Origin of the sequence: Streptomyces sp. NPDC059787, assembly GCF_042732315.1 — a bacterium.
Lineage (GTDB): Bacteria > Actinomycetota > Actinomycetes > Streptomycetales > Streptomycetaceae > Streptomyces > Streptomyces atrovirens.
The window spans coordinates 43,391-58,891 of the sequence record NZ_JBHWHX010000018.1 but is presented as its reverse complement, the minus strand read 5'-3'; the positions used below and the strand labels follow the sequence as shown (position 1 = coordinate 58,891).

The window sequence follows — 15,501 nt, the reverse complement described above, 5'->3', positions numbered from 1 at the left end:
CCCATGCGTGTGAAGATCCCACATCGTCCGACGGCTTCGATGAAGTTCGCTCCGGTGAAGCCGGGCGGGGGCACCGCGCTCGACGCGTCTGGCGTGCCCGGAGCCCGCGCGGAAAACGACGGGCGTCCGCTGTGCCTCGGGGGTAGCGTCCCGATGACATGGTTCGGGGGTACCGCTCCCGGAAGGACGGAGACGGAGCATGACGGGCGAGGACGTGGTCGGGTTGTTCGCCGACGAGACCCGGGTGCGGGTCTTCGCCGCTGTGGCGCTGGGCGCGACGAGCGCCGCCGAGGTCGTCGAGCGGACCGGGATGCCGGCCAGGGAGGCCCTCGTCGCGCTGCGGCGGCTCGAGGAACGGGAGGCCGTCGCGGCGGGCGCCGACGGACTCGCGGTGTCCTACGACTCGTTCCGCCGCCTGGCGCGCGAGGCGGCCGGACCGCGGCCCGCGCACGACCACGGCACCGGGGACGAGCGGCTCGAGACGGTGCTCCGCACGTTCGTACGGGACGGACGGCTGGTGAAGCTGCCGTCGCAGTGGAACCGGAAGAAGCTCGTACTGCGCCACATCGCGGAACGCACCTTCGAGCCGGGCCGGGAGTACGCGGAGAAGGAGGTCGACGAAAGGCTCCGCGTCTGGTGCGAAGGGGACCGAATCGACCATGTGACCCTGCGCCGGTACCTCGTCGACCTGCACCATCTGCACCGGAGCGACGGCGTCTACCGCCGTCCGGCCGAGGACGACGTCCGGCTCGTCGCCCGGTCCCGCTGACCCCCGGAACGTCGGCAGGGCGCCTTCCGTCGTGCGGGGCACCCCGGGAGGCATGTCCGTCACCGCTGCGGAGGCGGCGGCCCGGCAGGCCGGACACGGCGAGGTGCCGGACGCACGGGGATCAGGCATCCTCGTCGGCACGGCCCTCCCCCGCCATGTACCGCCAGACCAGGGCGTGAGCGAGAACGATCAGGACGATCAGCATGAGGGCCTCGGTCTGGATGGGACGCAGCCCGACGTGGCGGGCGAGATCGGGGAACGCGCCGACGACGGCGATCAGCGCGTAGAGCAGTGCGGAAGCGGCCTGCTGCCAGGTGATGAAGTGGTCGCCGCGGGCGCGGGCCAGCAGCCGCAGGGTGGACACACAGCCGATCACGGAGAGGACGATGAAGGCCGCCCGCCAGACCTGCGGTTTCTCGACGCCGCCGACCTGGGCGAACAGGCCCATCAAGGCCGGCAGCAGGAAGGACAGGTAGATCCCGCCGACGACGCGGCGCAGGGCGGGGTCGCGCATCCAGTCGGTATGGCTCTGCACCACGTTCCACCACAGGCCGACCAGAGTGAAGCAGGTGGTGGAGAAGAGCGCGTAGAAGGTACTGACGTCCATGAAGGACAAGGGTGGCAGCGTTTCCGGCCCTCTCGAGCCGTACACGCCCCGTACCCGTCCGGTGCCGCCGGTACGGGCTACACGCCGGCTCGCGAGAACCGTTGACGGGTCGACGGGCCCTCCCGGTTACCAGTTGGGGGGCACGTCGGAGCCGAAGCTGCCGCCGGCCGGGCGCTTCTCGAAGTGGAGATGAGGACCGGTGGCGTTCCCGGTGGAGCCGACTTCTCCGACTTTCTGGCCGGCCTTGACCGAGCCCCCTTTCACGGTCTGCTCGGAGAGGTGGCAGTAGTAGAAGTCGAACCCGCCGACGCGCAGCACGAGGAAGTCGCCGAAACTGCGGTCGTGTCCGCTGCGGACGATGGAACCGTCGCGCACCGCGACACAGGGCTTTCCCTTCGGGGCGGCGTAGTCCGCGCCGGTGTGACGGCCCAGGCTCCAGTGGGGCCCCTTCTTCCCGTAGGGGGTCGTGACGCCGCTCCCCGGTACGGGAGATGCGACGCGGGCACCATCAGGGGCCGGCGTCGCCGTCGGGACGTGGAGCCGGTCCCAGCTCGCCTTGCCCGGAATGCCGTTGGCGTCGGTTCCCTCGAACCCGATCTTGTGCTGCCAGGCGGCGTACGACTGCTGGTCGGCATCGGTCCACTCGGGGCCCGGACCTGTCCGGTACTTCCCGCACCCTTCCGCCACCAGGCGTTTGCCCATCGAGGCGATGACGGGGCTGCGTTGTCCCTTGTGGAAGAATTTCACTCCTGGGAATGGCGCCGTCGCGGGCATGGCCCTCTCTCCTTTCCGTGGGGCTCGGCAAGGCGTCGGATGACGGTGCGGGATCGTCCGTCGAACGCGTGGGATGTCACCGTACCGGCGCCGGAAGTGGTCGATCGGCGTGGAGGCCGGTAAGGAGTGACCCGCCGGTCGGCACAGCGGCGCCCCCGTTCTGTGATCCACGGGTCCTTCCCGGATCGTGCGCCGCCGGCTGTCGCAGTCGCTCCTCTTCCACCATGCGCCCGCTGGGAGTGGTGCGCAAACCCGGGAACCATGCTGGCTCACCGGTCTTCTGACGGTCCGTCCGCCGGGTCCGTCCCCGGGATCCTCCGGCACGACGCTCGCGACACCTCAGACGTTGGGGACGGCCAGCCTCTCCCAGCTGAACCGGCCGGGAACGCCGTCGGCGGAGCCGCCTTCGAGACCCAGCTTCCGCTGCCAGGCGGTGTAGGACCTCACGTCGCCCGGTCCCCACACGTCGATGCCGGTGCCGGACGTGTAGTGGTTGCACTCTTCGGCGACGAGTCGGCCGTGCATTTCCGCGATGACGGGCGACTTGCGTCCCGCACGGAAGAACGACGCCCCGGGGAACGGCTCGAACCGGGGCTCGTCGGGGGGCTGTCCGGGTGGCCGTGACACGAACGCCGGCCAGGAACCGGGGTCGACATGGTCGTTCTCCGGGACATGGGCATGGGCGTACCACCCGCCCCGCGACCTCCACTTGTCGGCCGGGCACGTATGGCGGGACAGAGAAGTCGGAGGGCCCATGGGCCAGACGTCCGGTACGTCCCAGGAGCTGATCCATGCGTGGAGGTCGTCCCAGCCCGCGCAGGGGGTGTCGACCAGCCTTGCGAACACCTTGCCGTTGACTCGGCAGTGGGGGAAGAACAAGGCCTCGATCTGGATGACCACCTTGCCGGCCCGGTTGGTACGGGTACCACCGGCCGTGTCGGACAGGGCTTTGCTGCGGGAGGTGGCGGGGAAGAACTGGGCGAACGCTCCGGTGAAGGGGTCCCAGAGGATGTGCGGAGCCCGGCCTTTGCCGCCGCCGGTGAAGAATCCTTTGAGGTTGCCGAAGGGGACCAGATCCAGGGGAGCCCCGGCGTCGGCCTCCCTGTCCGCCGTGATGTGCGCGATCGCCCTCGCCGGGAACTCGGGGTCGCACGGCGCATGGTCCCCGACGTCCGTCTTGAGAGCCTGGGGCATCCATGGATGGGGCATGACGAGATCCTTCCCTCTTCGCACCGCACATGACTGTGGGATGCGGCAGGGGTGAAAGGGGGAAGCGGGCGCCGGGGCGGTCAAGAAGCCCCACGGCAGGCCCTCCCCCACTTCCTACGATGCGTCTGCCGGGGGCCCGCGGCAAACGGGCGGGGCGATCGGCGTCAGCGTCCGCGGCTTGATGTTCCCGTTGCGGGATGCGCCGGACAGGTGAAGAGTGGATTCATATCGGCTGCGCATTCTTCCGGCTTCGCATTTCCCGAAGCCGCCGTCCAGGGGAAGAATCGCCGACGGGCCGAAGCATCACAGCGCACAGCCTATCGGGAACCATCATGGCCAGAATCTCCCGGCGGTATGTCTTTCACGCGGCCAACGCCTCCCTCCTGACTGCGGCGCTCGCGTTGCCGGCCGGCATGACGATTGCCGTGCCCGAGTCCCAGAGCCTGACCGGGGGCACCGTCGCGGCGCCCGATCGGACCACAGAACCCCCGCCGTCCCCTCCTTCTCCGCCGAGCGATCCCGCCGACGAAAACGACGAAAACACAGCGCCTCCCTCCACTCCGCCGACGACCGGGCCGAGCGATTCCGGCGATTCCCCGGATTCTCCGACGTCTTCCCCCTCCACGCCGGACGACTCCCCGCCGCCGGACACCGGTGAAACGGACGGGCAGACACCCGAAGAACCGTCGGATCTGGAGACGGAATCCAACGAGGTGACGACGTCCCTGGACGAGGAGAAGGAGAAGGTCCCCGAGGAACTCGCGCCGGCCGTGGACACCTTGATGGACATCGTCGGCTCCCTCGACGCCCCGGAGACGTTGCCGCAGGACAGGGAGGGAATCATCGAGAGCGCCCAGAACCTGACCACCGCGCTGAAAGTCATCAATGATCCGAGCACCCCTCCCGAACTGCGGAAACAGTTGACCGCGCTGGTGAAGCAGGTGACCTCCACGCTCAAGGTGATCAACGGCCCCGGGGTGTCGCCCGAAGAGCGGTCCATGCTCATCCTGGTGGCCAAGCGGACGACATCCACCCTGGACATCATCTGCGACCCCAAGACCCCACAGGAGTTGCGGGGACTGCTGATCTCCATAGTGGACGACACGCACTACGCCCTGGAGAGAAGTACGGACGGCGCGCAGTCCGGTTCGGCGAACGAGAGTCAGGGCCCGGATGAAAGCAAGAGCCCGGACCAAGACCAACCGACCGCGATGCTGCTGGGCGCCTCTTCGGAGATAACGCACGACCGGAGGACACCGCCGAAGGAACGAGAACAGTTGGCGGACATCACACAGCAGGTCAGCTCGTTGCTGAAGAAAGTCACCGACCCGAAGACATCGCAGGAGGAGCGGTCCGAAGCCAAGAAGAAACTTGACGAGCGAACCACTCACATGAAGGAACAGCAGGAGGAGTCCGCGTCCGCCCAGGACCGCCCGGAGGAGTCCCTCGGCAAGGCGGCCGCGTTCTGCACCAGTGCCATATTCGAGTCCGCCTCGGAGTCCAGCATCATGCGGGGGCTGAAGAAGCTGGTGCCCGCGCAGTGGGAGGACGAAGGGGTCAAGGACTTCTACAAGGCGAAGGAGAAGAGCAAGGACCAGCTCGACGTCCTCGCCCGGCTGCGGAACAACGAGGACGCCCAGGCCCTGTTCGACGTCGTACCGCTCGTCACCGCGCTCGCCGAGATCGTACCGCGCGACAGGCTGTTCGGGGACCTGGGCGGATCGGCTTTCTATTGCCAGCAGACCGCGTCGTATCTTGACGAGGAGTTCGGCATCACCGTGGGCACCTGGCTCACGCGGGCCGGCGGGTGACCGGGTCACACTCCGGCGGATCCCAGCAGTTTCGCCACGGAGACCTCTGAATCCACCCGGGCCTTCGCAGCACCGTACCCCTCCATTTCTCTCCTTTCTTCCTGGTAGTCGCCCAGCCCGGAATAATCGAAACGGAGTGATGAGATGGAGGAGATGAACCGGCCCTGTGGAGACCAGACAGCCGTCACATAGCGCGGCTTTCGTGTCACATTGATGAGGTTGTTGTTGTGCCGCACCCTTCCGCGATATATGAGCTGCCCCCCACATATCGCCGGCAGGCAGTAGTAACCACTGTTCTCGTCCCATGAAAGATGAGCGAACCTGAACTCCTCCACGTCTAGCTTTCCGCGATCTTTCCTCATGTATGAGATCTGAAATTCAACACTCACGGTGTCGTATCCGGCATCCTTGGGGAGCTGGAACACACGTCTCATGGAGTATTCCTGTCCCACGTCGAGCGAGTTGCCGGATTCGGAGAACCGGCCACTGCTTATCGTGGTGTATCTGAGTTGGTCGACGTAGAGCTCCGCTTCCCCTTCGCTCCTCCCCTGCCGCCCCACACTCTTCCTCCACTCCGTCGTCAGATCCTCCTCACCGCTGGAATATGACGCACCCCTGCCGCGGACCGTGTAGATGTCATTGATGATGTACACCGGGATTCCTCCCGTGTTTTTCATGTACAACGTCAGCGGGACGTGCACGTACGGGACGTTGCGGTCCTCCCACGCCTTTCCGAACTCCGCCTTCAGAGTGAAGTGCATGGGGGCCGCCGCAGGCTGGTACATGGTGGAATAAGCGAGGCTGACGGCCGTCAGGAGCGCCGTGGCGACCACTCCGGCCGCGAACTTCTTGGGCTGCGGGACACACTTCCACGATTTTTCGCGCACAAGAAGGAACAGTGCCCATACGGACCAGCACCACAGGGGAATGTAGACCAATGCGTGATGCGTGTACTCCCTCTCCTCGAGCCAGAGGAAAAGGAGGAGACTGTCGGTGGCCAGCACGATGATCACCCCGAGCAGGACAATCGCCCCGGACGCCCTGGACTGCCGCCTTCCCCAGTAGTCCCGAGCCGCTATCGCCGCCGCTCCCTGCACCACACCCGACAGGACGAACAGAACACCGGTGATGCGTTGTGCGAAAGTCAGGGCCCCCGCGGCGTCCGGCCATCCGATGACCGCGCTGAAAGCCATGGAGACGAGCAGTCCGGCCATCATGAGCGACATGACCGTGCGCCTTCTCCAGGCCCGGTCGGGCCAGGTCCTGCTGTCACCCCCGCGCCAGGACACGGATGACGGGTCGTCCAGGTCCGCGTTCTCCGGGTATCCGAAACGGCCGAGTATTTTTCGCAGCTCGTCCGGTGACCAGGCGCTGCCGACCGTCTCACCGCCGATGGTGACTCGGCGAAGGCCACGGTTGTCGGGCGGCTCCACGACGGCCCATGGACGGATGCGCATGACCCCAGACTCGAACCCGAGTCGGCGTGGTGCACCCGGAGCTACCCCGTTCGGAAGGAAGCCGGAGAGGACTCCGTGTCACTCTCACGGGCGGAGCGACCGGGCGGGAAGCACGATGTCCGGACGATGCGACAGGCGCCCCGCCAGGTCGCATAGGACAGTAAGACCATGAACCGTCACCGACGCCCGCCCCGGCGTGCCCCGTGGATCGCAGGCGGCGCCGCTGTGCTCGTCCTCGGTGGCATCGGGGTATGGGTGTTGGTGGCGCAGGACGGCGGCACGCCCAGTCCCACGCCCTCGGCCTCGAACGACCTGTCGCTTCCGACTCTGAACCCACTGCCGTCCTGGACGTTCACGACGGAGCCGTCGGGCACGGCACGGCGGACGCCGACGTCCACGCTGTCACCCGGGCCGACGGCGTCCCTGCCCCGTCGGCCGACCCCGTCCGCCCCGCCGAGCCGGCGGCCGACGACCCGGCCGACGCCGCCGGCACAGCGGCCGACCGGCCGGCCGCTACCGCCTGCACTGCGGACGACAACCGAGCCGGCGCCGCCGGGTCAGAGGCCCACGACTCGGCCGGCGCCGCCCAGCCGCCGGCCGGTGCCCGACCGGACCGCGACCGGCGCGTCGGCCCTGCGCACCCCGAAGACGGGGCCGACCGCACCACCGCCACCGACGCGGTCCGCGACATCCCGGTCCTCACCGGGCTCCCCGACGCCCGCACCCTCACCACGGTCCGCGACACCCGAACCCCCGGCGAAGCCCGCCGTACCCAAGCCCCCGCCGAAGTCCGCGACACCCAAGCCCCCGTCAAAGCCCGCCGTACCCAAGCCTCCACCGAAGTCCGCGACACCCGAACCCCCGCCAAAGCACGCCACACCCGAACCCCCGGCGAAGCCCGCCGTACCCAAGCCCCCGCCGAAGTCCGCGACACCCGAACCCCCGCCAAAGCACGCCACACCCGAACCCCCGCCGAAGCCCGCAACGCCCAAGCACCCGGCATCACCCGCCCGCCCGGCGCCGACCCGGACACCGACGACGCGGCCGGCGCCCTCGAAGCACGTATCGACGCCGACCGTCATGTCACCCGGGCCGTCGCCCACGGCCGGTGGCGGCAAACGGGTGACCACCACGTGGTACACCTCCCCGGCCGCGACGGCCGCCGCCCACCGCATGGCGGACGCCGGCGCGGTCGGTGACCCCGCCTGCTCGATGGCGGCCGTGGGTCAGCCGGACCCCGGCCTGGTTCCGCGGAACAGCCGTATCGGCATCGGGCACCACGGCACGTACTGGTGCCTGGTCTGGTGAGGTGGCAGCCGTCACCCCGTCGGTGCTCCGAGCACGTACGGGGACAGGATGTCGGCCACCGTCCGGTTGCGCGGTACGGGGACGTCGAGCCGGGCCGCGAGGTCGGCCACTCCCCCGCTGAGCCAGGGAAGCTCGAGACGGTTGCCGTTCTCCAGGTCGTTGTGCATGGAGGACGTCATGTCCGCGGGCAGCGTGTCGCAGAAGGCCATTTGACGCTCGGTGAACGTGTCGTCCAGCGCGACACCCGACGCCTGCGCGAGCGCCACGGTCTCCTCCATGAGCTCGCGCAGCAGTGCCCGGGAACGCTCGTGGGAACGGACGACGCCGATGGGCCGGCGGATGGTGGTCGTGGTGGCCGACAGTCCGACGAGGAAGACGAACTTCTCCCAGATCACCCTGTCGATCTCCGCGCTGGTCTCCGCGTCGATGCCCGCCTCACGACAGGCGGTCAGGAACCGCTGCACGACGGACGCCTGACTCGGGTGGCGGGCGCCGAGGACCATCCTCTGCAGGGCGCTGTTGTGCCTGACGACGCCGGGTTCCTCGATGAAGGCCGAGATGAAGCACGTTCCGCCCAGGACGGAGTCCGCGGGCAGGTGACGGCGGAGGATGTCGTCCTTGTGCACCCCGTTCTGCAGCGAGAGCACAGGGGCGTCCCCGGCCTTCGAGGAGGCAAGTCGCATGGCGATGTCCTCGGTGTCCCAGAGTTTCACGGCGACGACCACCAGGTCCGTGGGACCGAGTCGGGCGACGCTGTCGACGGCCGAGCCGGGCGAGGTGCGCACGTCCCCCAGCGGGCTGCGGACCAGCAGCCCCGAGCTGCGTACGGCCTCCAGATGACGGCCCCGGGCCACGAACGTGACCTCGTGGCCCGCCGCGGCCAGCCGCGCTCCGAAGCAGCCACCGACTCCACCGGCTCCGACAACCGCGATACGCATGTGTGACCGCCTCCTCGTCAACTGTTCCGAGGATTATGACGATCCACCTCGACCCGGCCTCGGGCCGGTCACCGCGTAGGCTGCCCTCGGCACGGAAACGGCTGGGTGGGGGAGCACATGACGGCTGGAACGGCCCCGAGGTGGGCATCGGCTCTCGATTCGGTGGTGGTGTACGCGCAGGGCGCGCTCTGCCGCCGCCTGGCCCGGGGCACGGTGCCGGAGGGCGGGCGCGTGCGGGTGGCGGGACTGCCCCGCTCGCTGGACCCGGGCTCGTTGCGGGCCCGCGTCGTCGGAGCGTCCGGGGTGCGTGTCACCGAGGCCCGGGTGGAGGTGGAGGCCGAACTCCTCGGCACGGAACCGTCCGACGAGTTGCGGCGCGAAGAGGAACGGCTGCGCGACGACTGGGCGGCGGCGCGGGACCGCCGGGACCGGCAGCTGGGTCTGATCGAGGAGGTCGGGGCGCTCCGTCCGGTGCCGCCGGCCCGCAGGCGGGACGACCCGCATCGCCGTACCCCGGTCGACGCGTGGCTGGAGCTCTCCGAGTTCGTCGACGAGCGCCTGACCGGGCTGCACGGCAGGCTCCGTGAGCTGGAGGAGGAGCTGCGCCGGGTCGAGCACGAGCTCACGGTCGCCGTGGACAGGCTCTCCCGTGCCTCCACCGACGCGCCCTCGGCACCGGTGGCCGGCTCGATGTGCGCGGTCCTGACGCTGGACGGCGCGGACGGCGCGGACGGCGCGGAGGTGGAGCTGGAGGTGGAGTACGGGGTGCCCGGCGCCGTCTGGGTGCCCGCCTACCGGCTCACCCGTCGGGAGGGCGAGAGCGACGGATCCCTGGTGCTGCGGGCCTCGGTCGCCCAGCGCACGGGTGAGGACTGGACCGGTGTGCGCATCGCCCTGGCCACCGCCGATCTGCGCCGTCGCACCGACCTGCCCCGGCTCCGCTCGGTCCGCGTCGGACGCAGTCAGTCCGCCCCCGCGCCTTCGGGCTGGCGTGAGCACCCGGCGGGGCTGACCGATCTCTTCGCCGGTTACGACACGGCGGGTCCCCGCCCCGGCACGAGGGCCGCGCCCGGGGCTGTGGCCGGTGCCGCGGCTGCTCCCGTTCCCCCACCGCCGCCCGTCCCGCTCCCGGAAGGCGCCTCCCCGGCGGCCTTCGGCGCCGCCGCGACGACGACCCGGGGCCGGCCGGGCGGCGGGCCGCGTACCGCCGCCCGGCCCGTCGCACCCGCCGCGCCCGGCGCCGCCCCGGCTGCTCCCGCGGCCTTCGGGGCGGCCCCGCCACCGCCCGCCGCGTCCGCGGCCCTCGCGGCGTCCGCGCCGCCGGTGCCCGTGGCCGGTCCGCCGCAGCCGGACGGCGCCGAACTCGACTACTCCGCGCTCGTCCTGTGCGGCCCGGACGAGCCGGGCGGCCGCCGGGGCAGGCTCTTCCCCGGCTCCGGTCTCGACCCGGTGACCGCCGAGCACCGCCGCCGCGCCGAGACGGTGGGCGCGCTGCCCCTTCCCGGACACGCCGTGCGGCCCCGTGAGTCGGCGGGTTCCTTCGACCACCGGTTCGATGCCGTCGCCCCCGCCGACATCCCCTCGGACGGCACCTGGCACACCGTCACCGTCGGCGAGATCCCGGTCGGTCTGCGCACCGAGTACATCTGCGTTCCGTCCGTGGAGCAGACCGTGTACACGACGCTGGTGCTCTCCAACGCCACCGGTCAGGCTCTGCTGGCCGGCCCGGTGGAGGTCACCGTGAACGAGGAGTTCCTGCTGACCGCCGCGCTGCCCACGCTCGCCCCGGGCGGTGTGTCCCGGGTGGGGCTCGGACCGGCCGAGGCCATCGGGGTCACCCGCCGGGTGAACCTGCACGAGTCGACCGCGGGGCTGCGCAACAACGTCACGGTGCTCGACCACCGCGTCCACGTGGAGCTGGCCAACCGGCTTCCGGTGCCCGTCTCCGTGGAGGTGCGCGAGCGCGTGCCCGTCACCTCCGACGCGGACATCCGGATCGAGGAACGAGCCGACTGGACGGCGCCCGAGGGCGGCACCGGCCCGGAGCGCCACGCGCCGGGCACACGCCTGTGGCGGATCGAACTGCCCGCCGGCGGCACCACCGCTCTCGACGGCGGCTACGAAATCCGGATCCCGGCCGGCAAGGCCCTTACCGGCGGCAACCGCAGGAGCTGACCCAGCATGTCTACGTCATCGGAGCTCGTCCCCCTCCCCGTCACCGCCGTCACCTGTACGGAGGACCGCGCTCACGTCGAGCGTGCGACCGTGCTCGATCTGAAGGCCGGCACGCAGCGACTGCGTCTCGGACCGGTCAGCGCGCTGGCCGTCGACCGTACCCTCCATGCCGAGCTGACCGCCGGCCACCCGGCGACCGTGCTCGACGCGCGGATCGTCCGCAGCTGGACGCCGCGCGGGCCGGGGCCCGCCGCCGACGACTCCGCGCTGCGCCGGCATGTGACGGCCCTGGAGGAGAAGCGGACGGCCCTGGAGCAGCGGCGTGACCGGCTGCGTACCCGCCTCGATCTGCTCGGCCGTCTCGCCACCGATCTGCTGCGGGAGATCGGCGAGGGCGCCGGCTACGGGGAGACGGAAAGGGGCCGCTGGGCCCGGGAACTGGACCGGGTGGACGGCGAACGCGACTCCCACGGCGAGCGGCTGCGCTCCGTGGAGGCCGAGTTGTCCGCCGTCACCGCCGAACTGTCCGAGATCCAGCGGGCCTTGGACCTCTCCGAGACGGAGCCCGCCGAGCTGGTCGGTCACATCGAGCTGACCGTGCGTGCCCCGGCCGCCGGGCAGGCCGGGCTGCGGCTGAGCCATCTCACGCCGTGCGCGGTGTGGCGGCCCGCCTACCGGGCCGTGCTCGACGGGGATTCCCTCACCCTGGACACGGACGCGATCGTCTGGCAGCGCACCGGCGAGGACTGGTCGGACGTACGGCTGACCCTGTCGACGGCCCGTTCCGCGGGGGCGGCGGAACCGCCCCGGCTCGGCGAGGACCGGCTGACGCTCCAGGAGCGTTCCGCCGCGGAGCGCCGCACCGTCCACGTCGACCTGCGCGAGGAGGCGGTCGCGGACCTCGGTCCCGTCCCCGTGCTCGGACTGCCGGGTGTGGACGACGGCGGGGAGGTGCGCGTGCTCCACTCCCCCGCGCCGGTCTCCGTGCCGGCGGACGGCCGCGCCCACCGGGTGCCGCTCTCCTCCTTCACCTCGCCCGCGAGGAGTGAGTACGCCAGTTCGCCCGAGCTGTCGCCCCTGGTCAGCCAGGTGGTGCGGTGCGACAACCGGTCCGGCCACGCCCTGCTCGCCGGGCCGGTCGACCTGATCCGCGGCAGTGGGTTCAGCGGACGCGGCACCCTGGACTTCACCGCCCCCGGCGCCCCTGTGGAGCTCGCCTTCGGCAGCCGGGACGACCACCGGGTGCTGCGGTACACCGAGGAGACCCGCGAGACCGCCGGGATCACCCAGCGGACCGTCCTCACCCGGACCGTCCGCCTGCACCTCTCCAGGTTCTCCGCCCCCGGCGAGCACGACGACAGGACGGTCGTCGTGCGGGAGCGCGTCCCGGTCTCCGAGGTCTCGGCGGTGGAGGTACGCCTGCGTCGGGACGACTGCTCCCCCGCGCCCGACGCGGTCGACGCGGACGGCATCGTCCGCTGGAACATCCCGCTGGCCCCGGGCGGCCGGCGCACCGTCACCCTTGTCTACGAGGTCTCGGCGAGCAGCAAGGTCACCGGCCTGTGACCCCATGAGGAGGCACCGTTGTCACGTCCTCGGCCCGTCGCCGGCCGTGCACGAAGCGGGTTCCGGTGCCGCCGGGCCGGACACGGGCGCGGGTCGGCCGGGCGAGCGCGGACAGGTGGCACCCTCGGACGCGCGTTCGACGACGTCCGTCCGGTGAGCCCGGCGGTTCCGCCGGGCTCACCGGGCCGTCAGAACTTCGGTGCCGGTGCCTGTGACCGCACCAGCTCCGCCGCCTCCTGTTCCGTCTGCACCGAGGGCGGCGAGCCCTCGAGCGGCTGCTGGGCCGTCTCCTTCATGCAGGCCACCGCGATGACACCGACCAGGGCGGCGGCCATCGAGTAGTACGCCGGCATCATGTCCGAGCCGGTCGCGCCGATGAGGGCCGTGATGACCAGCGGTGTCGTGCCGCCGAACAGGGACGCCGACAGGTTGTAGCCGACCGACAGGGAGCCGTAGCGCACCGGCGTCGGGAACATGGCCGGCAGCGCCGCCGACATGGTGCCCAGCAGGCAGACCAGTGACAGGCCGAGCATCAGCATGCCGGCCGAGACGGCGAGCAGACTGCCCTGCTGCACCAGCAGGAACGCCGGGGCGGACAGGACGAAGAAGCCGAGCATGCCGGTCATCAGCAACGGCTTGCGGCCGAACCGGTCGTTCAGCCGGCCCACCTGGTTGATGATCAGCATCAGCAGCACCATGGTGGCCACCAGGATCAGCAGACCGTGGGTCTCGCTGTAGTGCAGCTCGTCCGACAGGTACGTCGGCATGTACGACAGCAGCATGTAGTCGGTGACGTTGTACGCGCCGACCAGCGCGATGCACAGCACCAGCGTCGGCCAGTACTGCCGGAAGATCTTGGCGAGGCCGCCGTGGGCGGTGGTCTCCACCGCGCTCGCGCCCTCGGTGATGTGGCCGTTGCCCTGCTCCAGCTTCAGATACGCCGGTGTGTCGTCCAGCTTCAGCCGCAGGTAGATGCCGACGATGCCCAGCGGCCCGGCGACCAGGAACGGGATGCGCCAGCCCCAGGCGTCCATCGTGTCGTTGCCGAGCCAGGCGGTGAGGGCCGTGACCAGGCCCGCCGCGCCGGTGTACCCGGCCAGCGTGCCCAGTTCGAGGAAGCTGCCGAAGTAGCCGCGCCGCTTGTCCGGGGCGTACTCCGCGATGAAGGTGGAGGCACCGCCGTACTCACCGCCGGTGGAGAACCCCTGCAGCAGCCGGAAGAGGATCAGCAGCAGCGGTGACCAGAAGCCGACGGCCGCGTACGTCGGCAGCATGCCGATGGCGGCGGTGCCGATCGCCATCAGGATCATCGTCAGCGCGAGGACCTTCTTGCGGCCGACCTTGTCGCCCATCGGCCCGAAGACCATGCCGCCGAGCGGGCGCACCAGGAAGGCCACGGCGAAGGTGGCGAAGGACGACAGCAGCTGCGCGGTGTCGCTCCCTGAGGGGAAGAAGACGCGGCCGATGGTGCCGGCCAGATACGCGTAGATGCCGAAGTCGAACCACTCCATGGCGTTGCCGAGCGAGGCGGCCTTCACCGCTCGCCTGACCGCCCGTTCGTCCGTCACCGTGATGTCCGACCGGCGCAGTGGCGGGTTCCGCCGGCGGCGGACGGCGCGGAACAGGGCGGGGTGGCGCCTGACCGCTGCGGAAGGGGGTGTGGGATCGCTGTCGGTGGGGGACGTGGCGGGGTTCCTTTCCAGGTCATGCCGTAGCAAACGGAACGTACCAGCGTCGTCGGGACGACGCCGGGAAGCGCGCTCGGAGTCGCTTCTTCCCGGTGATCCCCCGGATACGCGGGTGCGAAGGCGGGCCGGTTCTCACCCGTGTGCCTCCGCTGCGCTGGTCGCGCGGGCGGACCGGTGATGCGGTGGGAGGACAAGGGCGGAAAGCGCCCGGGGCAGGCCGGCACCGGGGCGCTCGTCCCATCCTCAGGAGGCACTCGTGACCACCCCTCGCCCGATCGTCTGCTCGTCCCGTGTCCTGGCCGCCGTACTGGCCGCCGGGACCCTGCTCACCACGGCGGCCTGTTCCGACGCGGACAACAGCGCGTCGGCCGGGTCCGAGACCGCCGCCGCAGCCGTCGCACAGACCGAATCGCCCACGTCGAGCCCCACGTCCCCGACCGCCTCCCCGACCTCGTCGCCTACGTCGTCGCCCGGCGCGGAGCTCAGCGAGACGGGCGCGCGGAACGCGCTGATCACCTCGGCGGACCTCGAGGGCGACTGGACCCAGGCGGACAAGCCGCAGGAATGGCGGGACTCGCTGCTCGTCGGGCAGGTCGACGTGGCCGCCTTCCTCGAAGGGAAGAGCGACGCCTCGGACTGCCAGCAGCTGATCGACTCGCTGTACGACGAGACCCTGCTGGGGACCCCGTCCGGGGCGTCGGCGCTCAACGGGTTCGAGCAGGGCGACTCCCGGCTGCTCTATCAGGTGGCGGCCTATCAGAAGTCCGACCTCGACGAGTCGATGAAGTCGCTGCAGTCGCTTCCCGACACCTGTGACCAGTTCACCCTGACCGGCGGCGACAACGGTGACCGCACCGTCCAGGTCGTCGAGATGTCCCTGCCCGAGGAGGGCGACGCACGGCAGGGAATGACCGTGACGGTGAAGGGCGACAGCGGAGGTGAGCCGGTGACCCTCACCCTGGACGTGGCCGTCGTCCAGATCGGCGCGAACGCGATCACGGTCACCAACGGCGGGCTCGACGGCGCCGACCACGCCGCCACCACGGCCGCCGTCGAGCAGGGCACGCCGCGGCTTCAGGAAGTCCTCGCCGGCCGCACACCGACGCCCACTCCCAGCGGAATCGAGTGACCGCGGGAGGGGAGGCGGGACCGGGCGCGGGGGCGACCGTGGGGGCGGCCCGTTCACTCGTCCGGCCCGT

Annotated in this window: 11 protein-coding genes and 2 pseudogenes; 6 read left to right on the top strand and 7 right to left on the bottom strand. The window is 70.6% G+C overall.

Annotated elements, in window-relative coordinates; translation table 11 throughout:
- The first annotated feature begins 199 nt into the window (after positions 1-199).
- A complete protein-coding gene (locus ACFV5H_RS19010) occupies positions 200-769 on the top strand; it encodes a DUF2087 domain-containing protein (RefSeq protein ID WP_385196009.1) in 570 nt (189 codons plus the stop codon).
- A 276-nt stretch (positions 770-1,045) separates the two neighbouring features.
- Here ACFV5H_RS19010 and ACFV5H_RS19005 read toward each other — a convergent pair whose 3' ends face one another.
- The 4 genes and pseudogenes from ACFV5H_RS19005 to ACFV5H_RS18990 form a co-directional block, all read right to left on the bottom strand.
- Positions 1,046-1,135 (bottom strand): EspF repeat-containing protein, encoded by a 90-nt coding sequence (locus ACFV5H_RS19005; RefSeq protein ID WP_385196006.1) that lies wholly within the window; start codon positions 1,133-1,135, stop codon positions 1,046-1,048.
- A gap of 367 nt (positions 1,136-1,502) precedes the next feature.
- Positions 1,503-1,790 (bottom strand): annotated as a pseudogene (locus ACFV5H_RS19000) (M23 family metallopeptidase); the annotation flags it as partial.
- Between the two features lie 114 nt (positions 1,791-1,904).
- Positions 1,905-2,147: pseudogene (locus ACFV5H_RS18995) on the bottom strand (peptidoglycan-binding protein); the annotation flags it as partial.
- 342 nt (positions 2,148-2,489) lie between these two features.
- Positions 2,490-3,359: a peptidoglycan-binding protein gene (locus tag ACFV5H_RS18990; protein WP_385196003.1), complete on the bottom strand. Its 870-nt coding sequence runs from the start codon at positions 3,357-3,359 to the stop codon at positions 2,490-2,492.
- Between the two features lie 332 nt (positions 3,360-3,691).
- On the opposite strand from ACFV5H_RS18990, the gene ACFV5H_RS18985 reads away from it, so the two are divergent.
- The gene (locus tag ACFV5H_RS18985; protein ID WP_385196001.1) at positions 3,692-5,170 is read left to right on the top strand and encodes a hypothetical protein; all 1,479 of its coding nucleotides are present in this window, start codon (positions 3,692-3,694) and stop codon (positions 5,168-5,170) included.
- Positions 5,171-5,175: 5 nt separating this feature from the next.
- Here ACFV5H_RS18985 and ACFV5H_RS18980 read toward each other — a convergent pair whose 3' ends face one another.
- The gene (locus ACFV5H_RS18980) at positions 5,176-6,627 is read right to left on the bottom strand and encodes a hypothetical protein (RefSeq protein ID WP_385195998.1); all 1,452 of its coding nucleotides are present in this window, start codon (positions 6,625-6,627) and stop codon (positions 5,176-5,178) included.
- Between the two features lie 1,122 nt (positions 6,628-7,749).
- On the opposite strand from ACFV5H_RS18980, the gene ACFV5H_RS18975 reads away from it, so the two are divergent.
- On the top strand, positions 7,750-7,935 hold the full coding sequence (locus ACFV5H_RS18975) for a hypothetical protein (protein WP_385195996.1): 186 nt from the start codon (positions 7,750-7,752) through the stop codon (positions 7,933-7,935).
- An 11-nt stretch (positions 7,936-7,946) separates the two neighbouring features.
- Here the strand turns inward: ACFV5H_RS18975 and ACFV5H_RS18970 are convergent, their stop codons facing one another.
- Positions 7,947-8,873, bottom strand: coding sequence for a ketopantoate reductase family protein (locus ACFV5H_RS18970; protein WP_385195994.1), 927 nt, complete (start codon positions 8,871-8,873; stop codon positions 7,947-7,949).
- A 117-nt stretch (positions 8,874-8,990) separates the two neighbouring features.
- On the opposite strand from ACFV5H_RS18970, the gene ACFV5H_RS18965 reads away from it, so the two are divergent.
- Together ACFV5H_RS18965 and ACFV5H_RS18960 are read left to right on the top strand one after the other, a co-directional pair.
- Positions 8,991-11,048, top strand: a complete 2,058-nt coding sequence (locus tag ACFV5H_RS18965; protein WP_385195992.1) for a DUF4139 domain-containing protein — start codon at positions 8,991-8,993, stop codon at positions 11,046-11,048.
- A 6-nt stretch (positions 11,049-11,054) separates the two neighbouring features.
- On the top strand, positions 11,055-12,614 hold the full coding sequence (locus ACFV5H_RS18960) for a DUF4139 domain-containing protein (RefSeq protein ID WP_385195989.1): 1,560 nt from the start codon (positions 11,055-11,057) through the stop codon (positions 12,612-12,614).
- A 188-nt stretch (positions 12,615-12,802) separates the two neighbouring features.
- Here the strand turns inward: ACFV5H_RS18960 and ACFV5H_RS18955 are convergent, their stop codons facing one another.
- On the bottom strand, positions 12,803-14,317 hold the full coding sequence (locus tag ACFV5H_RS18955; RefSeq protein ID WP_385196184.1) for an MFS transporter: 1,515 nt from the start codon (positions 14,315-14,317) through the stop codon (positions 12,803-12,805).
- A 241-nt stretch (positions 14,318-14,558) separates the two neighbouring features.
- Here ACFV5H_RS18955 and ACFV5H_RS18950 point away from each other — a divergent pair, with 241 nt between their 5' ends.
- Entirely contained in the window at positions 14,559-15,431 is an 873-nt protein-coding gene (locus tag ACFV5H_RS18950; RefSeq protein ID WP_385195987.1) for a hypothetical protein, read from the top strand.
- The last annotated feature ends 70 nt before the right edge of the window (positions 15,432-15,501 follow it).